Origin of the sequence: Novosphingobium olei, from assembly GCF_037076535.1 — a bacterium.
GTDB classification, from domain to species: domain Bacteria; phylum Pseudomonadota; class Alphaproteobacteria; order Sphingomonadales; family Sphingomonadaceae; genus Novosphingobium; species Novosphingobium olei.
Genome location: NZ_AP029021.1, coordinates 3,026,117 through 3,051,658, shown reverse-complemented (window position 1 = coordinate 3,051,658; position 25,542 = coordinate 3,026,117). Strand labels below are relative to the sequence as shown.

Sequence of the window (25,542 nt, the reverse complement as noted above, 5' to 3'; positions counted from 1 at the left end):
AATACAGGATTTGGATGCGCTGCGGCGATCAGCGCGGACGCCGATGGCCCAGTGCGCTTGTCCCCGCCGCCGTCTGCGCCTAGATGAAGGCAATGCCCGGAGACATTCTAGACAACCGGGGCCGCGGCAGCGCAGGCTGGAGCTGGCCCTCGATCCATCCCGAAGGGCGCAAGTTCGCTCTGATCGCCGCGGCGGTTTGCGCGGTTTGTGCGTTCATGGCGTGGGAAACGCTGGCTTGGCCAATCGGTGGCCTGGTGCTGGGCATCCTTGCCTTCTTCCGCGACCCGGTTCGCGTCACCCCGCGCGACGACAGCCTGATCACCTCGCCTGCCGACGGCCTCATCACCCTGATCCAGAAGGTGCCGCCGCCTCGCGAGCTGTCCGCCGACGACGGCAGCGGAATTGCCGGCATGAGCGAAACGCCGGTGACGCGCGTGTCTATCTTCATGTCGGTGTTCGACGTGCACATCAATCGCACGCCGATCGGCGGCACCATTCGCCGCGTGGTCTATATCCCGGGCAAGTTCCTCAACGCCGATCTCGACAAGGCGAGCGAGGAGAACGAGCGCCAGCACTTCCTCGTCGAGCGTGGTGACGGCGTGAAGATCGGCTTCACGCAGATTGCGGGCCTCATTGCCCGGCGCATCGTGCCGTTCGTCAAGGCAGGAGACATCGTCGCTGCCGGCCAGCGTGTCGGCCTCATCCGGTTCGGCAGCCGCGTTGACGTCTATCTTCCCGAAGGTACCGAGCCGCAGGTCCTGATGGGCCAGAAGGTCATTGCCGGGGAAACCGTGCTTGCGCGGATCGGACAGGCGCCGGTGATCGAGGGCGTCAGCCAGTGAGTCCTTCGCCGGGAGGCGGTCCGTTCGATTCCGATGACTTTGGCCGGCAGCGCCTGCCGCGCGGGCTGACACTGCGCGCGCTGGTGCCCAATGCGATCACGTCGGCCGCACTTTGCTGTGGCCTGACGGGTATCCGTTTCGCCATCGGCGGCGATTTTCGCAGCGCGGTTCTGGCAGTGATCCTGGCCGGTGTTCTTGACGGGATCGACGGTCGCGTTGCCCGGCTGATGAAAGCGCAGTCTCGCTTCGGCGCCGAGCTCGACAGTTTGTCCGACGCGATTTCATTCGGCGTCGCGCCGGCGCTGATCCTCTATCTGTGGTCCTTGCAGGAAGTTCCGCGCTTCGGCTGGTTTGCCGCGCTTGCGCTGGCGGTATGTTGCGCGCTGCGCCTTGCCCGCTTCAACGCCCGCATCGATATGGCGGAGCAGCCGCACAAGAGCGCCGGTTTCCTCACCGGCGTGCCGGCACCGGTCGGGGCCGGGCTATCGTTCCTGCCGCTCTATTTGTGGATTGCCAGCGGGCGCGAGGAATTCCGCGAGCCGATCGCCGTGGCGATCTGGGCCGCGCTGATCGCGTTCATGATGATTTCGAACATGGCGACGCTGGGTTGGGGGGCGATGCGCCCGCGCCGGTCCATCCGGCTTGAAGTAATCGCGCTGTTCGGTCTGGTGATCGCCGCGCTGCTGACCGAGCCCTGGCTCACACTTTCGGCGATCTGCGTCGTCTACCTCGCGCTTGTTCCCATTGGTGTGGTCCGTTACGCGCGGGTCAGGCGGCAGCGCGCTGCGTCTGCGGCGCACCCGGCGTCGTAGAGCGGCGAACGGCGCGCTGCGGGGCGCGACGCAGGCGGGCGAACGAGAGGGGCGAGGCCGGACGGCTTTCACCCGTCATGTGCACCAGGAACACGCGGTCCTGTTCAAGCGAGCGCACGTCACCCAGCAGGCGCGAAAGGGCACCCTTCTGGTTGCGGACGGTGGCGATCATCGACACGACCGCTGCAACACCGGCACCTGCGATCACGAGCGAAGCGAGAACTGCGAGCATTTCCGTCGGCCTTTCAAACCCGTTGCAAACCGGTCCGTCGCGAAAGCTTGACAACGGGTGGATTGCCTGTGGATAACTCCGGCTCTGGCGCGGTGTTCCCGTTCCATTCGCCGATGCTTCGTTTGTTCTCTTTTTGTTCTCGCCCGTCAAGCCAAATCCGCGACCAACGGTGGCCGATTTGCGACTTCCCCAGAAACCGGCGGAATTCCAACACTTTGCCGACAGGGCGCAGAACACTGCGCTGCAGCGCTTGGCGCCTCGCAACCCTAGACTTCGCCACCCGGCTGTCGAATCGGAATGGGCACGACCCGCGAATCAGGATGGCGTTCGCTTTTCGGTGGATTCAGTGCGCACCTTGCGCTAAGCGCCGCCGCGCCTGACGGGGATTCGGCAGCAAGCCCGCTCCTTGTCCGCGATGTCAGGCAAATCCACACGGGAAACACACATACCGGTGCCGTGCCCGCGGGTTCCTCCGCAGCAGGTTCCAGTTTCCCGGAGGCAGAACCGGAAAGGAAAGACCTATGGCGGCTCCCGTCGTCACCATGAATCAGCTCGTCGAGGCCGGCGCCCACTTCGGCCACCAGACCCACCGCTGGAACCCGCGCATGAAGCCGTACATCTTCGGCGCGCGCAACGGCATCCACATCCTCGACCTTTCGCAGACCGTGCCGCTGATGGCGCGCGCGCTCGAATTCATCCAGGCGACCGTCCAGGCCGGTGGCAAGGTCCTGTTCGTCGGCACCAAGCGCCAGGCGCAGGAGCCGATCGCCCAGGCCGCGCGCGCTGCGGGCCAGCACTACGTCAACCATCGCTGGCTGGGCGGCATGCTCACCAACTGGAAGACCATCTCGGGCTCGATCAAGCGCTTCAAGGCGCTGGAAGAGCAGCTTTCGGGCGACACCACCGGCCTCACCAAGAAGGAAGTGCTCCAGCTCACCCGCGAGCGTGACAAGTTCGAGCTGTCGCTCGGCGGCATCCGCGACATGGGCGGCATTCCCGACGTGATGTTCGTGATCGACGCCAACAAGGAAGAGCTGGCGATCAAGGAAGCCAACGTTCTTGGCATCCCGGTCGTCGCCATCCTCGACTCGAACGTCTCGCCCGATGGCATCGCGTTCCCGATCCCGGCGAACGACGACGCCAGCCGCGCGATCCGTCTGTACTGCGAAGCCGTTGCCGCTGCTGCCACCAAGGGCGGCCGCGACGCGATGATCGCTTCGGGTGCGGATCTCGGCGCGATGGACGAGCCGGCGGCCGAAGAGGCTGTCGAAGCCTGATTGCCGGATCTCGCATGACGGCGCTCCATGGGGAGCGCCGTCATCGAACTGACCCGGACACGATCTACGGGCCGCGGCACCTGCTGCGGCCTCACCCGTTTTCAAGAACAAAGGACCACTGCGATGGCTTACACCGCCGCTGACGTGAAGAACCTGCGCGAGCGCACCGGCGCCGGCATGATGGATTGCAAGAAGGCGCTCGACGAAGCTGCCGGCGATTTCGAAGCCGCAGTCGACGCGCTGCGCGCCAAGGGCCTTGCCGCCGCCGCCAAGAAGTCGAGCCGCACGGCCGCTGAAGGCCTGGTCGGCGTCGCCGTTTCGGGCACCAAGGGTGTCGCGGTCGAGGTCAACTCGGAAACCGACTTCGTCGCCAAGAACGACCAGTTCCAGGACTTCGTCCGCAAGGCCACCGAAGTTGCGCTGTCGACCGGCGCCACCGAAGTCGAAGCGCTCAAGGCCGCTGCCTACCCCGACGGCGGCACCGTGGCCGACAAGCTGACCAACAACGTTGCCACCATCGGCGAAAACCAGCAGCTGCGCCGCATCAAGCACGTTTCGGTCACCAACGGCGTGGTCGTGCCCTACATGCACAACGCGGCCGCGACCAACCTCGGCAAGATCGGCGTGCTCGTCGCGCTCGAATCGGAAGCCGGCGCCGACGTGCTCGAGCCGCTGGGCAAGCAGATCGCCATGCACATCGCCGCGGCTTTCCCCCTGGCGCTGAACGCTGACGACCTCGATCCCGAACTGATCGCCCGCGAGCGCAAGATCGCGTCCGAGAAGGCGGCCGAGAGCGGCAAGCCGGCTGAAGTCCAGGCCAAGATGGTCGACGGTGCCGTCGCCAAGTACGCCAAGGAAAACGCGCTGCTCAGCCAGCTGTTCGTGATGGACAACAAGACCCCGATCTCGCAAGTCGTCGAGCAGGCCGTCAAGGCCGCCGGCACCAAGATCGCGCTGGTCGACTACGTCCGCTTCCAGCTCGGCGAAGGCATCGAGAAGGAAGAGAGCGACTTCGCTGCCGAAGTGGCCGCTGCCGCCGGCATCAAGTAAGCGCGTAGGCTTCAGGAAGTCCCCGCGCGGGCGGTCCGGGTCGATCCGGGCTTGCTTGCGCGGGGATTTTCGTGTCTGCGCCACCGGGTCTGTCACGGCGATCCCGCATCCGCGCAAAAGCTGTGCGCTCGCCCTTGGCACGCGGCCCCTTGGGGGTATAAGGGCGCCCGAGCGCGCCCCTTCAGTTAGCATCGGTCCTTTCCCATGAACCTCCCCAAGTTCAAGCGCATCCTGCTCAAGCTCTCGGGCGAGGTGCTGATGGGCAACCAGCAATTCGGCATCGACACCGATTTCGTCGCCGCGCTGGCGGGCGAGGTGAAGGCGGCACGCGACAGCGGGCTCGAAATCTGCCTGGTGATCGGCGGGGGCAACATCTTCCGGGGCATGGCGGGCGCAGCCAAGGGCATGGACCGCGCCCAAGCCGATTACATGGGCATGCTGGCCACGGTGATGAACGCGCTCGCGATGCAGAGCGCGCTGGAGCAGCTGGGCGTGCCCACCCGCGTGCAGTCTGCGATCGAGATGGACAAGGTGTGCGAGCCGGTAATCCGCCGCCGCGCCGAGCGCCATCTTGAAAAGGGCCGCATCGTGATTTTCGCCGCTGGCGTCGGCGCACCCTATTTCACCACCGATTCCGGCGCAGCGCTGCGCGCCGCCGAAATGAAGTGCGACGCGCTGCTCAAGGGCACCAGCGTCGATGGCGTGTACAATGCCGATCCGAAGAAGGACCCGGCGGCCAAGCGTTATGACACGGTCGACTACGACACCGTGCTGGCCGACAACCTGCAGGTGATGGACGCCAGCGCGGTTGCGCTGTGCCGCGACAACCGCATTCCCATCGTGGTGTTCTCGATCCGCGAACAGGGCAATCTCGCCCGCGTTCTGGCTGGTGAGGGCACCCAGACCATCGTTCAGAAGGAAGCCTGATTCATGGCGAAGTACGACAAGGCCGATCTCGAGCGCCGCATGAAGGGCGCCGTTGAAGCGCTCAAGCACGATCTTACCGGTCTGCGCACCGGCCGCGCCAATACCGCGCTGCTCGATCCGATCACCGTCGAAGTCTATGGCTCGCGAATGCCGCTGAACCAGCTTGCCACCGTTTCCGCGCCCGAACCGCGGCTGCTGTCGGTGCAGGTGTGGGACAAGTCGAACATTGGCCCGGTGGAAAAGGCGATCCGTTCGGCAGGACTCGGCCTCAACCCGATCAACGATGGCAACAACCTGCGCCTGCCGATCCCGGACCTGACCGAGGAGCGCCGCAAGGAACTGGCCAAGCTCGCCAGCCAGTATGCGGAAAAGGCGCGCGTCGCGATCCGCAACGTCCGCCGCGATGGCATGGACGCGCTCAAGACCGACGAGAACAAGAAGGAAATCTCGGAAGACGACCGCAAGCGCGCGGAAACCGAGCTGCAGAAGCTGACCGACGAGCAGATCAAGGCAGCGGACGAGGCTGCGGCCGAGAAGGAAAAGGAAATCCTCGGCAAGTGAGCCTGAAGCCGGCCCAGACCGAGCGGACGCCGGGCATCTGCGGGCCGGCGACGCACGGCGCGCGCCACGTCGCGATCATCATGGACGGCAACGGCCGCTGGGCGAAGAGGCGGCACATGCCGCGCGCCTTCGGTCATCAGCGCGGGGTGGAGGCGGTGCGCCGCACCGTTCGTGCCGCGCGCGAGATGGGGCTGGAGGCGCTGACGCTCTACGCCTTCTCGACCGAGAACTGGCGCCGTCCCGAAGACGAGATCGGCGCGCTGATGGGGCTGCTCAAGCGCTTCATCGTCGATGACCTCGACGAATTCGCCGCCAACAACGTGCGCCTGAAGATCATCGGCGACCATTCGGCCTTCGCGCCCGACGTGGTCGAGCTGATCGACAAGGCCGTGGCGCGCACGGCCGGCAACGATGGCACCACGCTCGCCATCGCGCTCAATTATGGCGCGCAGGACGAGATCGCGCGCGCGGCATCCAAGGCGGCGGGCAAGGGCGCGGTGACGGTCGAGACGATCTCTGCCGAGCTCGACACGGCAGACATGCCGCCGCTCGACCTGCTCATCCGCACCTCGGGCGAAGTGCGGCTGTCGAACTTCCTGCTGTGGCAGGCGGCCTATGCCGAGATGTGTTTCCTCGACGTGCTGTGGCCCGATTTCACGCCCGATCACCTGGCCGATGCGCTGGCCCAGTTCGCGCAGCGGGAGCGTCGCTTTGGCGGACGCTGAAACGGTGGTCGCGCCGGCGGCGAAGAAGAACGCCGACCTGCCAGTGCGCATCGCGTCGGCGGTGGTCATGCTGGCGATCGCCGGGGTGGCCCTGTGGCGCGGCGGCCTGGTGCTCGATGGATTCCTCGCCGTGGCCGGGCTCGTCGTGTTCGGAGAATACGTCCGCCTTGCCTCGCGAATTGCGCCGGATCCCGCCCGCATGTCGGCGGCGGTGCTGACCGGCGCGCTCTACATCGGTTGGGCGGCCTTTGCCTTGATCGTGATGCCGACCCCGCTGCTGATCGGCATCATGGGCCTGGTCATCTGCACCGATACCGGCGCCTATTTCACTGGCCGCGCGCTCGGCGGGCCGAAGATCGCGCCCAGGATCAGCCCATCGAAGACTTGGGCCGGCCTTGCCGGCGGCATGGCGGCGGCGGGCATCTGGACCGCGCTTGCGGTCTTGTTCGGCGGCTATCTCATCTCCGCCATCGGACCGACCGGGCCAAGCCTTGGTGAAGCGCTGCGCATCACCAACGTCGGCTTTGCCGCGCTTGCCGGTGCGGCCCTTGCCGTTGTCGCGCAGGCCGGCGATTTCTACGAAAGCTGGCTCAAGCGCCGGGCAGGCGTGAAGGATTCCTCGCGCCTGATCCCCGGGCACGGCGGGCTGTTCGATAGGGTGGACGGCCTTTTGCCGGTGGCGATAGTCGTCGGCACGCTCTGGGCTCTGGGGGCGGGATCATGAGCGGATCCCGCACGATCTCGGTGCTGGGCGCGACCGGCTCGATCGGCGCATCGACGCTCGATCTGGTGCGGCGCAATCGTGACGCATGGCAGGTCGTTGCGCTGACCGCGAACTGCCAGGCGAAGGAATTGGCCGCGCTCGCCCGCGAATTCGGTGCGGCGGTGGCGGTGGTGGCCGACGAGAGCTGCCTTGGCGACTTGCGCGAGGCGCTGGCGGGCAGCGGCATCGAGGCGGCGGGCGGCGCCGGTGCGTTGGTCGAGGCTGCGTCGCGCGCCGTAGACGTAACCGTTGCCGCGATTGTCGGCTGCGCGGGGCTCGCCCCGACGATGGCCGCCATCGAGCAGGGCCGCACCGTGGCGCTGGCCAACAAGGAAGCCCTGGTCTCCGCTGGCGAGGTGATGACTGCCGCCGTGGCACGGTCGGGAGCAACGCTGCTGCCGGTCGATTCCGAACACAACGCGATCTTCCAGTGCCTGGCCGGCAACGCCATCGAGGACGTGCGCTGGATCACCCTGACTGCCAGCGGTGGGCCGTTCCGCGACTGGAGCCTCGAACGGCTGCACGGCGCCACTCCGGCCGAGGCGGTCAAGCATCCCAACTGGTCGATGGGCGCCAAGATCAGCGTCGATTCGGCCACGATGATGAACAAGGGCCTTGAATTCATCGAGGCGTTCCACCTCTTCCCGGTGGGAGTGGAGCGGTTGCGGATCATCGTCCATCCGCAGTCGATCGTGCATTCGATGGTGGAATACCGCGATGGTTCGACGCTGGCGCAACTGGGGCCATCGGACATGCGCGTGCCCATCGCCTCGGCGCTTGCCTGGCCCAGGCGCATGGACACGCCCTGCGCGCCGCTCGACCTCGCCGCGATCGGCGAACTGACCTTCCGCGCGCCCGACGAGGTGCGCTTCCCGGCAACGCGGCTGGCGCGCGAGGCTGCGGTCGCGGGTGGTGCCGCGGCGGCTGTGCTCAACGCCGCGAACGAAGTTGCTGTCGCAGCTTTCCTTGATCGTCAGATCGCGTTCACCCGAATCGTGCAATGTGCTGAAGACGTGCTTTCGCGCGGCCTTCCGCCTGCGCCCGCTTCGCTTGACGAAGTGGTCGCGATCGATCGGGAAGCCAGGATCAGGGCGCGCGAGACGATGGAGCCTGTTCGTTGACCCCGGAACTGCATTCCCCCGGCCTGCTGATCACCCTTCTCGCCTTCGTGCTCGTGCTCGGACCGCTGGTCTTCATCCACGAGCTCGGCCACTACCTTGCCGGGCGGCTGTTCGGGATCAAGGCCGACAGCTTCTCGATCGGCTTCGGTCGCGAACTGTTCGGCTGGACCGACAAGCGCGGCACCCGCTGGAAGCTGTCGGCGCTGCCGCTGGGCGGATACGTCCAGTTCGCGGGTGACATGAACGCGGCGGGCAAAAGCGATCCCGCCTGGCTCTCGCTGCCGGCAGAGGAGCGCAACCGCACCTTCCAGGCCAAGCCCCTGTGGCAGCGCGCGCTGGTCGTGCTGGCGGGGCCCGTGACCAACCTGCTGCTTGCGGTGCTGATTCTGGCGGGCTTCAATCTCGCCTATGGCAAGGTCGTGGTGCCGCCGGTGATCGGTGCGGTGCAGGCAGGCTCGGTGGCCGACAAGGCCGGAATCAAGGTCGGCGATCGTATCGTTTCGTTGCGCGGGGGCAGCGTCGACAGCTTCCTCGACGTGCGCCTCGAGGTTTCGCAGCACCCTGGCGAGCCGCTCGACGTGGTCGTCGATCGCGGCGGCACGCGCATCGCGCTGCCGATGGAAGCGGCCTCGAAGGTGCTGCGCGACCGCTTCGGCAACGAACAGAAGATCGGCTTCCTCGGCATCGGCCCCGCCAGCATCGAACGCGTGCCCGTCGGACCCGTCGGCGCGACGGTGGCGGCGCTTGGCCAGACGCGCGATATCATCGGCATGATGGTGACCGGGATCGGCCAGATCCTGACCGGCAAGCGCGAGGTGAAGGAGCTTGGCGGACCGATCAAGATCGCCAAGTATTCGGGCGAGCAACTGGCCTCAGGCTGGGAGGCGTTCGTGTTCTTCATCGCGATGATTTCCATTAACTTGGGGTTCATCAACCTCTTGCCAATTCCGGTGCTCGATGGTGGCCATCTCGCGCTCTACGCGGCCGAGGCTGTCCGCCGCCGACCGGTGAGCCAGCGCGGGCAGGAATGGGCCTTCCGCACCGGGCTTGCGCTGGTGCTGGGGCTCATGCTCTTCGTCACGCTGAACGACGTGGCGTCGCTGAGCATCTTCGGAGGGTAATTCGATTTCGCGCGTTGAAGGCCGTTGCGGATCGGCGCTTTGCGGCGAGACGGAATTTTTCACAATATTGCGGGGCTAAACGCGCTGCGATGGGCTTGCTTGCTTGATTGGCGGGGCTGCATCGGGCACAGGGCTGCGATTGCCGAACGGCGGGCTGGGTAGCAGGGGCCAGCTCTCGCGCGGTGCGGCTGCACAGATATACGGGATGGCGCTTGGTGATGACTGGAATTGACATGGCCCGGGCGAACCCCGCCGTGAAGCGTGTTTCCTCCCTGGCCGTGGCCCTGCTGGCGACGACCGCGCTGGTCGCCATGCCGGAAGCTGCCCTGGCAGCCCCGAAGCAGAAGACGGGCAAGGCGGTTCCGATCGCGACCGAGGCGCCGGCCGCTCCGGCCAAGGCGGCGCCCGCCGTCGATCCTTCTGCACCGATCCAGGCCGTGCGCTCGATCAAGATCGAAGGCGCCCAGCGGCTCGAGCCGGACACCATCCTGTCCTATATCCGCCTTCGCGTGGGCGACACCTACAGCCAGTCTGCCGGTGACCAGGTGCTCAAGGACCTGTACGCCACCGAGCTGTTCGCCGATGTCTCGCTCACCAACGATAACGGCGCGATCACGATCACGGTGAAGGAAAACCCGGTCGTCAACCGGATCATCCTGGAAGGCAACAAGCGCTTGAAGGAGGAAAAGATCCTCCCCGAAATCAAGCTGACCGCGCGCCAGATCTTCACCCGGTCGAAGGTCCGCGCCGACGTTGCCCGCATCATCGAGCTCTACAAGCGCCAGGGTCGCTTCGCCGCCTCGGTCGAGCCGAAGATGGTGATGCTCGACCAGAACCGCGTCGACATCGTGTTCGAGATCACCGAAGGGCCCAAGTCCAAGGTCCGCCAGATCAACATCATCGGCAACGACACCTTCTCCGACAGCGAGCTGCGCAGCGAGATGGTGACCAAGCAGGCGCGCGCCTTCCGCCTGTTCTCCAGCGGCACCAGCTACGATCCCGATCGCCTGGCCTTCGACCAGCAGAAGCTGCGCCAGTTCTACCTGACCAAGGGCTATGCCGACTTCCGCGTCGTTTCGGCCGTGGCAGAGCTGACGCCGGACAAGCGCGACTTCATCATCACCTACGTGGTCGAGGAAGGAAAGCGCTACAAGTTCGGCGATGTGAAGGTGGAAAGCCAGCTGCGCGATTTCGACGGCGCCGCGCTCGCCAAGCGCCTGTCGCTGCACAAGGGCGATTGGTACAACGCCAAGCTGGTCGAAGACACCGTCGACAGCCTGACCGAGACTGCCGGCACTTTCGGCTATGCCTTTGCCGATGTGCGTCCGGACTTCGACCGCAACAAGGATGACCTGACGATGTCGGTCACCTTCCGCATCGCCGATGCGCCGCGCGTCTACGTCGAACGCGTTGACGTCAACGGCAACACGCTGACGCAGGACAAGGTCATCCGTCGCGAATTCCGCCTGGCCGAAGGCGATGCGTTCAACTCGTTCCAGATCAAGCGCTCGTCGAACCGCATCAAGTCGCTCGGCTACTTCCAGGAAAAGTTCGAGGTCGAACAGAAGCCGGGCTCGGCGGCCGACCGCATCATCCTTGAAGCCAACGTCGAGGAAAAGCCCACCGGGCAGCTGCAGCTTTCGGCCGGCTTCTCGAGCCTTGAAAGCTTCATCTTCCAGGCCTCGATCCAGCAGAACAACTTCCGCGGCCGTGGCCAGACGGTGGGTGCGAGCGTCGACTATTCGCGCTATTCGCGCTCGATCCAGCTCAGCTTCACCGAGCCGTACCTGTTCGATCGCAACGTCTCGTTCGGCATGGACGTGTACCGGCGCGACTACAACAGCTTCAACTATTACAACTCGAGCCGGAACACGACCTACAAGCGGGCGACGACCGGCTTCCAGGCCCGCATCGGCGTCGCGCTGACCGAATACATGTCGCTGGTCGGCCGCTACACGCTGAACTTCGACAACGTCACGCTCGACAAGACGCTCTACTACACGGATGGCGCATGCGACCCGTTCAAGGGCGGCTTCTACCTGTGCGATGCGATCGGCAAGCGCACCAGCTCGATCCTCGGCGCCTCGGTGATCTACGATTCTCTCGACAATCGCCAGCGTCCCACGCGCGGCAGCTCGATCGTGGTCGGCACCGACTTTGCGGGGCTGGGCGGTTCGGTGAAGTATGCCCGCATCACCGCCAACGCGGCCAAGTACTTCCCGATCGGCAAGGGCTTCGTCTTCTCGCTGCGCGGCGAAGGCGGCGCGATCCAGCCGCTTGCCAAGCGCTATGACGAAAACGGCAATGAAGTCGACGGCATCCGCCTGACGGACCGTTTCTTCCTGGGCCAGCCGCAGCTGCGCGGCTTCGACATCCGCGGTGTCGGTCCGCGCGTGCTGCGCAAGTTCTACACCGGCTTCGATTCCAGCGGAAAGAACGGCACCACCAGCACCGATCGCAACGACTGGCAGGACGATGCCATCGGCGGCCGGTATTACTACCTCGCCCACGCCGAGCTCGAAATCCCGCTGGGTTCGGGCGCGCGTGAACTGGGCCTGCGTCCGTCGATCTTCGTCGATGCCGGTGCGGTGTTCAGCGTGAAGACCCCGACCACCAATCCGCTTGTGCTCGAAATCGCCAACAGCACGACTGGCGACACCAAGTACGTCGCGGTCACCCCCGATCCGAACAACGCGGCGAACTGGATCAACTACACCGTGCCCTCGGGCTACACGGTGTCGCGCAAGTTCACCGAAAGCTTCGTCGGCAATTCTGCCAAGCCGCGCGTTTCGGTCGGTGTCGGCGTGAACTGGAACTCGCCGTTCGGTCCGTTCCGCATCGACTTCGCCAAGGTTCTTTCCAAGGTCGACGGCGACGACCCGCAGGCCTTTACTTTCAACGTGGGAACACAGTTCTGATGAAACTCCGCATTGCTTCGGCCCTGATCGCGGGCCTTCTCGTTTCGGCAGCTCCGGCCGCTATGGCCCAGGCCACTCCGGGCGGCACCACCGTCGCCGGCATCGCCGTGGCCAACCCGCCTGCCGTCGTCGCGGCCTCGAACGCGTACAAGACCGCGCAGAGCCAGCGTCCGGTGACCTACAAGGCCCAGATCGACCAGGCCAACACCCGCAAGGCGCAGATCGAAGCGCAGCTCAAGCCGCTCATCGCCAAGCTCGAGGCGGATTCGAAGGTCGCCACCCCGAACCGCGCCGCGCTGCAGCAGCAGTACGAGCAGATCCAGCAGATCCAGCAGGCCGGCGAACAGGAAATCCAGCAGATCCTCGCACCGCTCAACCTGTCGCAGCAGTACGTGCTCGAACAGATCGGCGACAAGCTGGACGATGCGACCCAGGCGGCGATGACCAAGAAGAAGGTCACCATCGTCTATGACTCGCAGGGCATCATCAAGGCCGACCAGGTCTACAACCTCAACCAGGACATCCTGAACGAGCTCAACACCCTGCTGCCGTCGGCGCAGCTGGTGCCGCCCGCCGGCTGGCTGCCGCGCGCCCAGCGCGAACAGCAGGCGCAGCAGCAGGCTGCTGCCGGTGCCGCCGCTCCGGCTGCCGCGCCCGCCACCAACACCAAGAAGCCGTCCGGCCGCTAAGTCGGAGCGCACCGGGGAATGACCGAAGAAACCGTCGAGAGCGCGCCCGCGCCGCTTTCCTACGACATCAAGGGCGTGATGGCGGCGCTGCCGCATCGCTATCCGCTGCTGCTGGTCGATCGCGTCGCCGAACTGATCGTGGGGGAGCGAATCCACGCGATCAAGGCGGTGTCGATGAACGAACAGTTCTTCCAGGGTCATTTCCCCGGTCGCCCGATCATGCCGGGCGTCTTGCAGATCGAGGCGCTGGCGCAAGCTGCCGGCGTCCTCGCGGTCGAGACGCTGGGCCTCGCCGGCTCGGGCAAGCTCGTTTATTTCATGGCGATCGAGGAAGCAAAGTTCCGCACGCCGGTGGAACCCGGCTGCCTGCTCGATCTGCACGTCGAGTTTACCCAGAAGCGTGCGCGCGTCTGCAAGTTCGCCGGGCGCGCCATGCTCGGCGACAAGATCGCGACCGAGTGCAGCTTCACCGCGATGATCGCCGACAGCTAAGAATTAGGGCGCGCTGCCCCACTGGCAGCGCTTAGCCCCAGCGGCTAAGGGCGCTCTCGAAGGAGATCCGCCCATGGCCCGCGCCCAGACGATCGAGCTGCTGACCCGCTACTACGCCGCGTTCAACGCGCGCGACTGGCAGGGTATGCTCGACTGCCTTGCCGATGACGTCGCGCACGACATCAACCAGGGCAAGCGCGTCATCGGCAAGGCGGCCTTTGCCGAATTCCTCGTCCACATGGAACGCTGCTATGCCGAGCAGCTGACCGACATCGTGCTGATGGCCAACGACGACGGCACCCGCGCCGCCGCCGAATTCGTCGTCCACGGCGAATATTTGGCGACCGACGAGGGCCTGCCCGAAGCCAGTGGGCAGACCTACGTGCTTCCCGCCGGCGCCTTCCTCGCGATCGAGCAGGGCCGGATCACGCGGCTGACGATGTACTACAACCTTGCCGACTGGGAAGCGCAGGTCATCGGCGCATGACCATCGCGGTCCGGCCGCTGACCGGCGCCGAGGTGCACGCCGCGCTGGGCGACCTTGCCGCCCTGCGCATCGCGGTCTTCGCCGCCTATCCCTACCTCTACGATGGCGACGAAGCCTACGAGCGCGCTTACCTTGCCGAATATGCCGCTTCGGAGGACGCGGTGCTGGTCGCTGCGTTCGACGGCCCGCGCATCGTCGGCGCCGCCACCGCTGCGCCGATGCGCCACCAGAAGGCGGAGTTCCGCGCTCCCTTCGAACAGCGCGGGATCGACACAGCACGCCTGTTCTACTTCGGCGAAAGCGTGCTTCTGCCCGAATATCGCGGTGCTGGCATCGGCCACGCGTTCTTCGATGCGCGCGAGGCGCAGGCCCGCGCATGCGGGGCCGAGGCGGCCTGCTTCGCCGCCGTGATCCGCCCGACGGACCACCCGGCGCGGCCCGCCGGCTATACGCCGCTCGATGCGTTCTGGACGCGGCGCGGCTATGCGCCGATCGACGGTCTCGTCACCCATCTCGCCTGGAAGGAACATGGCGAGGCGCAGGAAGGCGACAAGCCCATGCAGTACTGGCTGCGCCACTGGGGGCCGAAATGAGTCTGGTCGCATGAGCACGTTCGGCTGGCAGGTGGCTGCCGCGCAATATCCGATCGACCGGCTGGCGGACTGGGAGGCCTACGCCGAAAAGCTCGAACGTTGGGTCACCTTGGCGGTCGAGGGCGGAGCGGACCTGCTGGTGTTCCCCGAATACGGCGCGATGGAGCTTGCCTCGCTCGATCCGGAAACGATGGGTGACCTGCAGGGCTCGATCGCGACCGTCTCGGACCTGCTGCCCAAGGTCGACGATCTCCACGCAGAGCTTGCCGCGCGCCATCGCGTGCACATCCTGGCGGCCAGCGCGCCGCGCCGTGGTGCCGACGGCCGGTTCCGCAACGTCGCCCGCCTGTTCGCCCCCAACGGCAAGCGTGGCGAACAGGAAAAGCTGGTGATGACCCGGTTCGAGCGCGAACAGTGGAGCATCGCGCCGGGCAGCACCTTGCGCCTGTTCGATACCGCGCTGGGCCGCATCGCCGTGACCATCTGCTATGACAGCGAATTTCCGCTGCTCGCCCGTGGAGCAGTGGAAGCAGGCGCCGAAGTCCTGCTGGTGCCAAGCTGCACCGATTCGTTGCACGGCTACTGGCGCGTGCGGATCGGATCGCAGGCGCGCGCGCTCGAAGGGCAATGCTACGTGGTCCAGTCGCCCACCGTGGGCGAGGCGCCATGGTCTCCGGCGGTCGACGTCAACCGCGGAGCGGCAGGGGTCTATGGTCCGCCCGATGCGGTGCGCGGCGGCGATTGGGCCATGCCCGAAGATGGTGTGCTCGCGATGGGTGAAGAGGGGGCGGCCGGCTGGGTCCACGCCCGCATCGATCCCGCGCTGGTCGCCGAACTGCGCGCTGATGGCGGCGTGCTCAATGCCCGGCACTGGCGCGAGCAGCCCGGCGCCGTTCCCCTCCCTCCGGTCGAAATCGTGAGCCTGCTGTGAAGATCGATCCCTTCATCCTGATCATGCTGGCGACGGTCGCGCTGGCCAGCCTGTTTCCCGCGACCGGCACGGCGGCCGAGATCGTCGATGCCATCGCCACCGCCGCCATCGCGCTGCTGTTCTTCCTCCACGGCGTGCGGCTGAAGCGCGAAACGCTGGTAACGGCCGCGACCGACTGGAAGATCCACCTGCTGATCCTCGCCTGCACGTTCGTGATGTTCCCGCTGCTCGGCATCGCCTTCCACTTCGCGATGCCGGGCTTGCTGCCACCGGCGCTGTGGACCGGTGTGCTGTACCTTTGCGCGCTGCCTTCGACGGTGCAGTCCTCGATCGCCTTCACCTCGATCGCCCGCGGCAACGTGGCGGTGGCGCTCTGCGCGGCGGCGTTCTCGAACCTGTTCGGCGTCATGGTCACCCCGTTCCTGGCGAGCGCGCTGCTCGGCACGCAGGGCGGGATTTCGGCGGGGCAGGTGGTCAAGATCGCCACCGAACTGTTGCTGCCCTTCGTGCTGGGCCACCTTCTGCGCCCCTGGCTGGGCGCCTGGGCCGAACGCAACCGCAAGCTGCTGACCTTCACCGATCGCGGCACGATCGTGCTGGCGGTCTATTCCTCGTTCGCGGCCGCCGTGGCCGAAGGGCTGTGGCACAAGGTCGCGCCGCTGCAGATGCTGGCGGTGCTGGGGCTGTGTCTGCTGCTGCTGGCGCTGGTGCTCGGCCTTACCACGCTGATCGCGCGCCTGCTGGGTTACGGCACCGCGGAAGAGATTGCCGTCGTGTTCGTGGGATCCAAGAAATCGCTGGCGAGCGGCGCGCCGATGGCCAAGATCATCTTCCCGCCTGCAGTAGCCGGCGCCGCCATCCTGCCGGTGATGATCTTTCACCAGGCCCAGCTGATGGCCTGCGCCACGATCGCGCGGCGCTACGCAGCGCGCGATGGCGATTGAACGCTGTCACGGCGTTGTCTTGTCCCCCGCCTAGCCGCAGCGTGAGAGATGGAGGACAGGATGGACGCATCGTTCAGCAGGCGCACGGTTCTTGCAGGCACGGCCGCGCTGGCAATGGCGCCGGCTGTGCGTGGCGGCACGATGCCTAGGCGTCCTGCATCGCCGCTGGTGCTCGGCCATCGCGGCGCCTGCGCGCTGCGGCCCGAACACACACTCGCCTCCTACGAACGCGCCATCGCTGACGGGGCGGATTTCATCGAACCCGATCTCGTTCCGACGAAGGACGGGCACCTCGTTGCCCGGCACGAACCCAACATCGCCGATACCACCGACGTTGCCGACCACCCCGAATTCGCCGACCGCCGCGCCACCAGGGTGATCGACGGCCAGAAGCAGGACGGCTGGTTCACCACCGATTTCACCTTGGCCGAACTTCAGACACTGCGCGCGCGCGAACGGCTCGGCGCCTTGCGCCCGATCAGCCAGAGCTTCAACGGCCAGTTCCCGGTGCCCACGTTGGATGAGATCGTCGGCTTCCTCCAGGCTTCGAACGCGCGCACGGGGCGGACGGTGGGCCTGATCCCCGAGATCAAGCATTCGACCTGGTTCGCCTCACTGGGCTTCGACATGGAGGCGCTGTTCCTTGCGGCGGTGCGCCGTCACCGCCTGCTGCACCGCGTGCCGCTGATCGTCCAGTCGTTCGAAGTCTCCAACCTGAAGCGGTTGCGCAAGGCGCTGCGGGGCATGGCCAATGTCCAGCTGATGCAGTTGCTCGACGATGATGGCGCAAGTCCCGCCGATGCCGTGGCGCAAGGGCAAGCATTGACGTATCGCGAGATGGCAACGCCCGCCGGCCTTTCCGCCATCGCAGGCTATGCCGATTGGGCGGCACCCGCATGGTCGCGGATCGTGCCGCTTGCGACCGATGGCACCAGCGCGCCCGTCACCAGCTTTATCGCCGATGCGCACAAGGCGGGCCTGCTCGCGGGCTGCTACACCTTCCGCCCGGAGAACCGCTTCCTGCCCAAGGACTTGCGCAACGGGCCGGAAAACGCCCGCAACGATGCGGGCTGCCTCGCGCTGATCGACCGCGTGATTGCGGCGGGGATCGACGGCTTCTTCACCGACGATCCGGCACTTGGCCGGCAGGCGGTTTTGCGGCGCAAGGGCATGCACGCGCGGGGGTGACGCGGTGATCCTGCTGGGCTAGGCCATTGCAGCATGATTGCCAATGAAACCGGATTGCGCTGATGGATGCCGCCGAACAGGTTCACCTCAAGTTCCTCGGCGCGCTTGAGGGCGGCACGCTTCGCCGCCGCTCCAACCTTGGCCTTGCCGAGGCCGGCCTGTCGCCCACGCGCGCTGCCGCGCTGCTTCATTCGCAGATGACCAGCCGCCAGCTCGATCGCCTCAGCCGCAAGCTGCAGGCGCGCGGCGAAGGGTTCTACACGATCGGATCGTCCGGCCACGAAGGCAACGCCGTGCTGGCGGAAGCATCGCGTGTCGATGACATCGCCTTCCTCCACTATCGCGATGCCGCCTTCCAGATCCACCGCGCCAGCCGCGTGCCCGGCGAAACCCCGGCGTGGGACATGCTGCTTTCCTTCACCGCCAGCGCCGAAGATCCGATCTCGGGCGGTCGGCACAAGGTGCTGGGATCGAAGCGGCTGATGATCCCGCCGCAGACCAGCACCATCGCCAGCCACCTGCCCAAGGCGGTCGGCGCGGCCTTTTCCATCGGCATTGCCCGCCGCATGGGCTGGACCGATACCGAATTGGCCAGCGACGGTGTGGTGATCTGCTCGTTCGGCGATGCCAGCGCCAACCATTCGACGGCCGTCGGCGCGCTCAACACCGCCGCTTGGGCCGCGTTCCAGAACACGCCTATGCCGATCGTGTTCGTCTGCGAAGACAACGGCATCGGCATTTCGACGCGGACCCCGCCCGGCTGGATTGAGGCCAACTGGTCGAACCGCGCAGGGCTTCGCTACATCGCGGCGGACGGTTGCGACCTTGCCGATGCCCACCGCGCCGCGCGTGAGGCGATCGAGTTTGCGCGGGCCAAGCGCAAGCCGGTGTTCCTGCACCTCAAGACCGTGCGGCTCTATGGCCACGCCGGCAACGACATGCAGCTTGCGTATCTGAGCAAGGATCACATCGCCGCCGACGAAGCGCGCGATCCGCTGCTGGCAAGCGCGGCGCTGCTGATCGAGGAAGGCGTGATGACCGCCGCTGAAATCGCGGCCGAATACAACACCATCGAAGCCTCGCTCGCTTCGGCGGTCGAACAGGCGATCCTGCGTCCCAAGCTCAAGGACGCGGCCGAAGTCATGGCCAGCATCGTTCCGCCCAGGCGCGAAGGCGGCGATCGCCCGCTCGCCTCGGCAGAGGCGCACGCCGCGCTCTTCGCTGACGAGGCAAGCGCGATGGCCAAGCCCCAGCACATGGCCAAGCTCATTTCGTGGGGGCTTGCCGACGTGATGCTGCAATACCCCAACGCCATCGTCTGTGGCGAGGACGTGGGGCCAAAGGGCGGAGTCTATGCCTGCACGCAGAAGCTGCACCAGCGCTTCGGTTCTGCCCGCGTGATCAACACGCTGCTCGATGAACAGGCGATCCTCGGTCTTGCCATCGGGGCTGCACACAACAATCTGCTGCCGCTGCCCGAAGTGCAGTTCCTCGCCTATGTCCACAATGCCGAGGACCAGATCCGGGGCGAGGCGGCCACGCTGTCGTTCTTCTCGGATGGTCAGTTCACCAACCCGATGGTGCTGCGCATCGCCGGGCTGCCCTACCAGAAGGGCTTCGGGGGGCACTTCCACAACGACAACAGCCTCGCCGTCTTCCGCGATATTCCGGGCGTGATCCTCGCCGTGCCGTCGAACGGGCGCGATGCCGTGGCGATGCTGCGCGAATGCGTCCGGCTGGCGCACGAAGAACAGCGCGTGGTCGTCTTCGTCGAACCGATCGCGCTCTACATGACGCGCGATCTTCATGCCGAAGGTGATGGCGAGATGACCGGGCTTTATCCCGCCCCCGGCGACCATGTCGTGCGCATCGGCGAACCGGGCATTCATGGCGATGGCACCGACATCGCCATCGTCACCTATGGCAACGGCACGTTCCTTTCGCGCCAGGCGCAGAAGCTGCTGGCGGAACAGGGCGTCGCCGCGCGGGTGATCGACTTGCGCTGGCTCGCGCCGTTGCCGGAGGATGCGCTGCTTGCTGCCACCGCACCTTGCGGCAAGGTACTGATCGTCGACGAATGCCGCGTCACCGGATCGCAGAGCGAGGCGCTGATGGCGCTGTTCGCCGAACGCCAGCCCGGCAAGCCGACCGCCCGCCTTGCCGCGACCGACAGCTTCATCCCGCTGGCGCGCGCCGCCACCCACACCTTGCCCAGCCGCGACATGATCGTGGCCCGCGCGCTGGAGATGGTCCGTGGCTGAGCGGGAACGCATCGTCGTCGTCTGCCCCGGGCGCGGAACCTACAACCCGCCCGAACTGGGTTACCTTGCGCGCCATCACGCCGGCAACTCGCTGCTCGCCCGCTTCGATGCGATCCGCGAACAGGGTGGCAAGCAAGCGCTGACCGCGCTCGATGCCGCGCCCAAGTTCACCGCCGCGCACCTGAAGGGCGATGTCGCCGCGCCGCTGATCCACGCCTGCGCCTACCTCGATTTCCTTGCGCTCGATCGCGACCGGTTCGAGATCGTCGCCGTCACCGGCAATTCGATGGGCTGGTACACCGCACTCGCCTGCGCCGGTGCGGTCGATGCCGAAGCCGGCTTCCGCATCGCCGATGCCATGGGCGTCAATTCGCAGGCGCACGACGAAGGCGGGCAAAGCGTGCTGGTCCTCGCCGATGACGATTGGCGCGTCGATCCATCGCTGGAGGCGCAGGTCGCAGCGCTGATGCAGGCGCACGGCGTGCTGCCCTCGATCCGCCTTGGCGGCATGCTGGTTGTCGCCGGACCTTTCGCCGCGCTCGCCGCATTCGAGGCGGCGCTGCCAGTGCTGTCGCGCCCGCCGATGCGGCTGCCCGGCCACGGCCCGTTCCACACCCCGCTGATGCACCCGAGCGCCGCGGCAGCGCGCGCCTCGCTGCCGCAGGACTGGTTCGGCCAGCCGCAGATCCCGCTGATCGACGGTCGTGGCGCGATCTGGCGCCGCGCCGCGACCGACCCTGCCGCGCTATGGGACTACACCTTCGGCCACCAGATCCTGCAGCCCTACGACTTCACCACCGCCATCACCGTCGCCCTTCGCGAATTCGCGCCCGACCGGCTCGTCCTGCTCGGCCCCGGCGAAACGCTCGGCGGTGCCATCGGGCAAGTACTCGTACGTAACAAGTGGCTGGACATTTCGTCGCGCAGCAGGTTTTCTGCGCGGCAGGGAGAGGATCCGTTCCTGATCGGCGTTGGCAGGCCAGGCCAGCGAGGAATTGCGATCCCATGCGATACGACAAGCGAGAACTCTGCCACGTCCTGAACCCGGCCGGCCGCTGATGCAGCCGCGGATCCTGTTCGTGTGCCTCGGCAACATCTGCCGTTCCCCGCTCGCCGAAGCGGCGCTGCGCGCGCGCGCGGTGGAGGCGGGCATCGCGCTAACCATCGATTCGGCCGGCACCGGGGACTGGCACGTCGGCAATCCGCCCGATCCGCGCGCTCAGGCCGAAGCGCTGCGCCACGGCATCGACATTTCGTCCTACCGCGCGCGCCAGGTGCGCGAGGATGACTTCCGCACTTTCGATTTCGTCTACGCGCTCGATCCGCAAAACCTGCGCGATCTGCAGGCGCTCGCACCGCGCCGTCCACTCGCGCGGGTCGGCCTGCTCATGGACCTGGTCCCCGGCCGCGCCGGCACCGCGGTGATCGATCCCTACTATGGCGACGAACAGGCCTTCGCTGAAACCTGGGAAGACGTGAACGAAGCCGCCGCGCGCATCGTCGCGAACTTCAGCCGCCGCTGACCGCCCGGCGGTCCGCCACGCTGCCGATCGCCTCGACCACCCCGCTGCGCGCCGCGCGGCCATGCTCGCCGGGCTCGAGCACCAGACCCACCGTCCGCGTCAGGCCGAAGCCCGCCAGCGGGCGCAGCGCCACGCCCGGCGCGCCAAGGCTGCGCGGCATCACGGTCAGCCCAAGCCCCGCGCGCACATAGCCCGCCACGCGCTCCTCGCTCATCGATCGCGCGGCCATGAACGGGCGCACGCCGCGCGCGGTGAAGAACTGGCTGACCAGCGGCAGCGCCTCGCAACTGCGGCGCACCAGCATCGGCTCGTCAACCAGCGCATCGGCCGAAATCGTGTCCTCGCCCGCCAGCGGATGCGTTTCGGAAAGCGCCAGCAGGTAAGGCTCCTCGAACAGCGCCAGCGCGCGCCGCGCCTCGCTCGCCCCCAGCGGACCAAGAGTAAGGTCCACTCGCCCGCGATCGAGCAGCGCGGCAAGCTCGCCCGCGCGCCGCTCCACCAGCTCCAGCCGCACGCCCGGCAGCGCGCGGCAGGCCGCGACGATCGCCTCGACGAAATCTGCCGCCAGCGTCGATGCCAGCCCCAGCCGGATCGTGGTGACCGCATGGGTTTCGGCGAGCGCCGCCTGCGCCTCGAGGAACGCCGCTTCGATCCGCCGCGCCGGCTCCACCAGCCGCGCGCCGGCTTCGGTCAGTTCCACCCGCCGGTTGCTGCGCACGAACAGCGGCGCGCCCAGATCGCGCTCCAGCCGCGCGATCCCGGCCGAGACGGTCGGCTGCGAAACGCGCGTCAGGTCGGCCGCGCGGCTGAAAGATCCGGTATCGACCACGGCGAGGAAATAGCGGAGCAGAAGGCGGTCCATGATAGCATTCTTCTATGCACAGCATGAAGCTGCGCCAAGTGGTCATTGCCCACCGGTGTGATAGCATCGTGCGCAAACAAGTTATGGAGGATGCCTTGCGTGCGACGCCCGATCTCGATTTCGGCCTGACCGAAAGCGCGCTGATGATCCGCGAAGCCGCCAGCCGCTTCGCCGACGAACAGATCGCCCCGCTTTCTGCCGAGATCGACCGCAACGACCGCTTCCCCAGCGAACTGTGGGAGCCGATGGGCGCCTTGGGCCTGCACGGCGTGACCGTCGAGGAGGAATGGGGCGGGCTCGGCCTCGGCTATCTCGACCACGTCATCGCGGTCGAGGAAGTCAGCCGTGCCAGCGGGTCGGTGGGCCTCAGCTACGGCGCGCACTCGAACCTCTGCGTCAACCAGATCCGCCGCTGGGGTAACCCGGACCAGAAGGCGAAGTACCTGCCCAAGCTCGTTTCGGGCGAACATGTCGGCAGCCTTGCCATGTCCGAAACCGGCGCCGGGTCCGACGTCGTGTCGATGAAGCTGCGCGCCGATGCGGTCCCCGGCGGCTTCCGCCTCAACGGCACCAAGTTCTGGATCACCAACGGCACCTACGCCGATACGCTGGTGGTCTATGCCAAGACCGATGCGCAGGCCGGCAGCCGCGGCATTACCGCGTTCCTGATCGAAAAGGACATGCCCGGCTTCTCGATCGGCCAGAAGATCGACAAGATGGGCCTGCGCGGCTCGCCCACCTGCGAACTGGTGTTCGAAGACTGCTTCGTGCCGGAGGAGAACGTCATGGGCCCGCTGCACGGCGGCGTCGGCGTGCTGATGAGCGGCCTCGACTATGAACGCGTGGTGCTGGCGGGCATGCAGATCGGCATCATGCAGGCCTGCCTCGACACGGTCATTCCCTATGTCCGCGAACGCAAGCAGTTCGGCAAGCCGATCGGCGCGTTCCAGCTGATGCAGGCGAAGGTTGCCGACATGTATGTCGCGCTGCAATCGGCGCGCGCCTATGTCTACACCGTGGCCCGCGCCTGCGACGCAGGGCAGACCACGCGCTTCGATGCGGCGGGCGCGATCCTGCTCGCCAGCGAAAGCGCCTTCCGCGTCGCGGGCGAGGCGGTGCAGGCCTTGGGCGGCGCCGGTTACACCAAGGACTGGCCGGTCGAACGCTACCTGCGCGATGCCAAGCTGCTCGATATCGGCGCCGGCACCAACGAAATCCGCCGCATGCTGATCGGGCGCGAACTGATCGGAGCGGGTTCGTGAACGACTACATCCTGCTGATGCACGATGATGGCGGCGCCGAAACCGGCGCGGCTTGGGCAGGGTACTTCTCACGCCTCGGCCAGTCGGGCCGCTTCGACGGTGGCAGCGCGATCGGCGCAGGGCAACGCTACCGGAAGGCTGGCGGCAATGCCGAGGCACCTTTGCCGCTGACCGGCTTCATCCGCATTCGCGCGGAAAGCCTTGCCGAGGCCGAGACCTTCCTTGCCGGCAATCCCGTTTACGAAACGGGCGGCACTGTCGAAATCCGGGAGCTGCCGCGTGATTGATCCAGCCTTCGCCTCGGAGCGCCGTCCATGAGCGCCCCCATCCTTCCGACCAACCTCGATCCCACCAGCCCGCAGGCGCAGGCGCGGATCGCGCACAACCGGGCGCTGGTCGATGACCTGCGCGCCCGCGTCGCGCAGGCCGCGCTCGGCGGCGATGCGCGCAGCCGGGACCGCCACGTCAGCCGTGGCAAGCTGCTGCCGCGCGACCGCGTCGAGCGCCTGCTCGATCCCGGCTCGCCGTTCCTCGAAGTGGGCCAGCTCGCCGCCAACGGCATGTACGGCGACGAGGTGCCCGGCGCGGGAATCATCACCGGCGTCGGGCGCGTTTCGGGCCGGCAGTGCATGATCTTCGCCAACGATGCCACGGTGAAGGGCGGCACCTACTTCCCGATGACGGTGAAGAAGCACCTGCGGGCGCAGGAGATCGCGCAGGCAAACCACCTGCCGTGCATCTACCTCGTCGACAGCGGCGGGGCGAACCTGCCCAACCAGGCCGAGGTATTCCCTGACCGTGACCACTTCGGCCGCTTCTTCTTCAACCAGGCGAACATGAGCGCGCGTGGCATCCCGCAGATCGCCAGCGTGATGGGCAGCTGCACCGCGGGCGGCGCCTATGTCCCGGCGATGAGCGATGAAACCGTGATCGTGAAGGGCCAGGGCACGATCTTCCTTGCCGGCCCCCCGCTGGTGAAGGCGGCAACGGGCGAGGAGATCAGTGCCGAAGACCTCGGCGGCGGCGATCTCCATGCGCGCAAGTCCGGCGTGGTCGATCACCTTGCCGACAACGACGAACATGCGCTGACGATTGTCAGGGATATTGTGTCCCATCTCCAAAGTCCGTTCGTGTCGAGCGTAGTCGAGACACAGGCGCGCGGCATCTCGACTTCGCTCGATGCGAACGGGAGGAGGGAGCCAAGACTGCCGAAATACGATCCGCAAGACCTTTACGCCATCATCCCCGAAGACGTGCGTGCGCCCTACGACGTGCACGAAGTCATCGCGCGGATCGTCGACGGGTCCGAATTCCACGAATTCAAGGCGCTGTATGGTGCCACGCTGGTCTGCGGCTTCGCCCATATCTGGGGCATGCCGGTGGCGATCCTGGCCAACAACGGCGTGCTTTTTTCGGAAAGCGCGCAGAAGGGCGCGCACTTCATCGAACTCGCCTGCCAGCGCGGCATTCCGCTGCTGTTCCTGCAGAACATCTCGGGCTTCATGGTCGGCGGCAAGTACGAAGCCGAAGGCATCGCCAAGCACGGCGCCAAACTGGTCACGGCAGTCGCCACGGCGCAGGTGCCCAAGATCACCGTGCTGATCGGTGGCAGCTTCGGCGCGGGCAACTATGGCATGTGCGGCCGCGCCTATTCCCCGCGCTTCCTGTTCACCTGGCCCAATGCGCGGATCAGCGTGATGGGCGGCGAACAGGCGGCCAGCGTGCTCGCCACCGTCCACCGCGATGCGGACAAGTGGACGCCGGAGGACGCCGAGGCCTTCAAGGCCCCGATCCGCCAGAAGTATGAAGACGAAGGCAACCCCTACTACGCCACGGCGCGGGGCTGGGACGACGGCGTGATCGACCCCGCCCAGACTCGCGACGTCGTCGGCCTGGCCCTCGAAGCCTGCCTCCAGGCTCCCATTCCGGAGGCACCCCGCTTCGGGGTGTTCCGGATGTGA

At 66.6% G+C, this 25,542-nt stretch carries 26 protein-coding genes; 24 read left to right on the top strand and 2 right to left on the bottom strand.

Features of this window, described 5'->3' with window-relative positions:
* The first annotated feature begins 92 nt into the window (after positions 1-92).
* Both AACH40_RS14470 and AACH40_RS14465 read left to right on the top strand, forming a co-directional pair.
* Positions 93-842: a phosphatidylserine decarboxylase gene (locus AACH40_RS14470; protein ID WP_338642990.1), complete on the top strand. Its 750-nt coding sequence runs from the start codon at positions 93-95 to the stop codon at positions 840-842.
* Positions 839-1,654: a phosphatidylcholine/phosphatidylserine synthase gene (locus AACH40_RS14465; protein ID WP_338642989.1), complete on the top strand. Its 816-nt coding sequence runs from the start codon at positions 839-841 to the stop codon at positions 1,652-1,654. The genes AACH40_RS14470 and AACH40_RS14465 overlap by 4 nt, the downstream gene beginning before the upstream one ends.
* On the opposite strand, the gene AACH40_RS14460 is transcribed toward AACH40_RS14465, so the two are convergent.
* Entirely contained in the window at positions 1,611-1,886 is a 276-nt protein-coding gene (locus AACH40_RS14460) for a hypothetical protein (RefSeq protein ID WP_169491629.1), read from the bottom strand. The two genes, AACH40_RS14465 and AACH40_RS14460, sit on opposite strands and share 44 nt — an antisense overlap.
* Before the next feature lie 521 nt (positions 1,887-2,407).
* On the opposite strand from AACH40_RS14460, the gene rpsB reads away from it, so the two are divergent.
* From rpsB to AACH40_RS14365, 19 genes are all read left to right on the top strand, one after another.
* The gene (gene rpsB, locus AACH40_RS14455) at positions 2,408-3,163 is read left to right on the top strand and encodes a 30S ribosomal protein S2 (protein WP_169491630.1); all 756 of its coding nucleotides are present in this window, start codon (positions 2,408-2,410) and stop codon (positions 3,161-3,163) included.
* A 123-nt stretch (positions 3,164-3,286) separates the two neighbouring features.
* Positions 3,287-4,213 (top strand): translation elongation factor Ts, encoded by a 927-nt coding sequence (tsf, locus tag AACH40_RS14450; protein ID WP_338642988.1) that lies wholly within the window; start codon positions 3,287-3,289, stop codon positions 4,211-4,213.
* 204 nt (positions 4,214-4,417) lie between these two features.
* Positions 4,418-5,140: a UMP kinase gene (pyrH, locus tag AACH40_RS14445; protein WP_169491632.1), complete on the top strand. Its 723-nt coding sequence runs from the start codon at positions 4,418-4,420 to the stop codon at positions 5,138-5,140.
* Positions 5,141-5,143: 3 nt separating this feature from the next.
* Positions 5,144-5,701, top strand: a complete 558-nt coding sequence (gene frr / locus AACH40_RS14440) for a ribosome recycling factor (RefSeq protein WP_169491633.1) — start codon at positions 5,144-5,146, stop codon at positions 5,699-5,701.
* An 80-nt stretch (positions 5,702-5,781) separates the two neighbouring features.
* A complete protein-coding gene (uppS, locus tag AACH40_RS14435; protein WP_169492076.1) occupies positions 5,782-6,426 on the top strand; it encodes a polyprenyl diphosphate synthase in 645 nt (214 codons plus the stop codon).
* The gene (locus AACH40_RS14430) at positions 6,413-7,150 is read left to right on the top strand and encodes a phosphatidate cytidylyltransferase (RefSeq protein WP_240959245.1); all 738 of its coding nucleotides are present in this window, start codon (positions 6,413-6,415) and stop codon (positions 7,148-7,150) included. Before uppS ends, AACH40_RS14430 begins: the two co-directional genes overlap by 14 nt.
* A complete protein-coding gene (gene dxr / locus AACH40_RS14425; RefSeq protein ID WP_338642985.1) occupies positions 7,147-8,310 on the top strand; it encodes a 1-deoxy-D-xylulose-5-phosphate reductoisomerase in 1,164 nt (387 codons plus the stop codon). Before AACH40_RS14430 ends, dxr begins: the two co-directional genes overlap by 4 nt.
* Positions 8,307-9,431 carry an RIP metalloprotease RseP gene (gene rseP / locus AACH40_RS14420; protein ID WP_240959246.1) on the top strand — a complete coding sequence of 375 codons (1,125 nt, stop codon included), beginning with the start codon at positions 8,307-8,309 and terminating at the stop codon, positions 9,429-9,431. The genes dxr and rseP overlap by 4 nt, the downstream gene beginning before the upstream one ends.
* A 218-nt stretch (positions 9,432-9,649) precedes the next feature.
* A complete protein-coding gene (gene bamA, locus AACH40_RS14415) occupies positions 9,650-12,349 on the top strand; it encodes an outer membrane protein assembly factor BamA (RefSeq protein WP_338642984.1) in 2,700 nt (899 codons plus the stop codon).
* Positions 12,349-13,038: an OmpH family outer membrane protein gene (locus AACH40_RS14410; protein ID WP_169491636.1), complete on the top strand. Its 690-nt coding sequence runs from the start codon at positions 12,349-12,351 to the stop codon at positions 13,036-13,038. Before bamA ends, AACH40_RS14410 begins: the two co-directional genes overlap by 1 nt.
* Before the next feature lie 18 nt (positions 13,039-13,056).
* Positions 13,057-13,530, top strand: a complete 474-nt coding sequence (gene fabZ / locus AACH40_RS14405; protein WP_169491637.1) for a 3-hydroxyacyl-ACP dehydratase FabZ — start codon at positions 13,057-13,059, stop codon at positions 13,528-13,530.
* A gap of 73 nt (positions 13,531-13,603) precedes the next feature.
* A complete protein-coding gene (locus AACH40_RS14400; RefSeq protein ID WP_338642983.1) occupies positions 13,604-14,017 on the top strand; it encodes a ketosteroid isomerase-related protein in 414 nt (137 codons plus the stop codon).
* Positions 14,014-14,610, top strand: a complete 597-nt coding sequence (locus tag AACH40_RS14395) for a GNAT family N-acetyltransferase (RefSeq protein WP_338642982.1) — start codon at positions 14,014-14,016, stop codon at positions 14,608-14,610. The genes AACH40_RS14400 and AACH40_RS14395 overlap by 4 nt, the downstream gene beginning before the upstream one ends.
* 10 nt (positions 14,611-14,620) lie before the next feature.
* Complete coding sequence (locus AACH40_RS14390) at positions 14,621-15,541, top strand: carbon-nitrogen hydrolase family protein (protein ID WP_338642981.1); 921 nt, start codon at positions 14,621-14,623, stop codon at positions 15,539-15,541.
* Entirely contained in the window at positions 15,538-16,485 is a 948-nt protein-coding gene (locus AACH40_RS14385; protein ID WP_169491641.1) for a bile acid:sodium symporter, read from the top strand. Before AACH40_RS14390 ends, AACH40_RS14385 begins: the two co-directional genes overlap by 4 nt.
* A gap of 60 nt (positions 16,486-16,545) precedes the next feature.
* Positions 16,546-17,673: a glycerophosphodiester phosphodiesterase gene (locus AACH40_RS14380; RefSeq protein WP_338642980.1), complete on the top strand. Its 1,128-nt coding sequence runs from the start codon at positions 16,546-16,548 to the stop codon at positions 17,671-17,673.
* Positions 17,674-17,735: 62 nt separating this feature from the next.
* On the top strand, positions 17,736-19,934 hold the full coding sequence (locus tag AACH40_RS14375) for a dehydrogenase E1 component subunit alpha/beta (protein ID WP_338642979.1): 2,199 nt from the start codon (positions 17,736-17,738) through the stop codon (positions 19,932-19,934).
* Positions 19,927-20,976, top strand: a complete 1,050-nt coding sequence (locus AACH40_RS14370; protein WP_338642978.1) for an ACP S-malonyltransferase — start codon at positions 19,927-19,929, stop codon at positions 20,974-20,976. The genes AACH40_RS14375 and AACH40_RS14370 overlap by 8 nt, the downstream gene beginning before the upstream one ends.
* 16 nt (positions 20,977-20,992) lie before the next feature.
* The gene (locus AACH40_RS14365; protein ID WP_169491645.1) at positions 20,993-21,457 is read left to right on the top strand and encodes a low molecular weight protein-tyrosine-phosphatase; all 465 of its coding nucleotides are present in this window, start codon (positions 20,993-20,995) and stop codon (positions 21,455-21,457) included.
* Here the strand turns inward: AACH40_RS14365 and AACH40_RS14360 are convergent.
* The gene (locus AACH40_RS14360; protein ID WP_338642977.1) at positions 21,444-22,319 is read right to left on the bottom strand and encodes a LysR family transcriptional regulator; all 876 of its coding nucleotides are present in this window, start codon (positions 22,317-22,319) and stop codon (positions 21,444-21,446) included. The genes AACH40_RS14365 and AACH40_RS14360 overlap by 14 nt on opposite strands.
* A gap of 95 nt (positions 22,320-22,414) precedes the next feature.
* Between AACH40_RS14360 and AACH40_RS14355 the strand changes: the two genes are divergently transcribed.
* Genes AACH40_RS14355 through AACH40_RS14345 form a run of 3 tightly spaced genes read left to right on the top strand, consistent with a single transcriptional unit; the run spans position 22,415 to position 25,542 of the window.
* Positions 22,415-23,581 (top strand): isovaleryl-CoA dehydrogenase, encoded by a 1,167-nt coding sequence (locus AACH40_RS14355; protein WP_338646113.1) that lies wholly within the window; start codon positions 22,415-22,417, stop codon positions 23,579-23,581.
* The gene (locus AACH40_RS14350; protein ID WP_338642976.1) at positions 23,578-23,868 is read left to right on the top strand and encodes a YciI family protein; all 291 of its coding nucleotides are present in this window, start codon (positions 23,578-23,580) and stop codon (positions 23,866-23,868) included. Before AACH40_RS14355 ends, AACH40_RS14350 begins: the two co-directional genes overlap by 4 nt.
* Before the next feature lie 27 nt (positions 23,869-23,895).
* A complete protein-coding gene (locus AACH40_RS14345) occupies positions 23,896-25,542 on the top strand; it encodes a carboxyl transferase domain-containing protein (RefSeq protein WP_338642975.1) in 1,647 nt (548 codons plus the stop codon).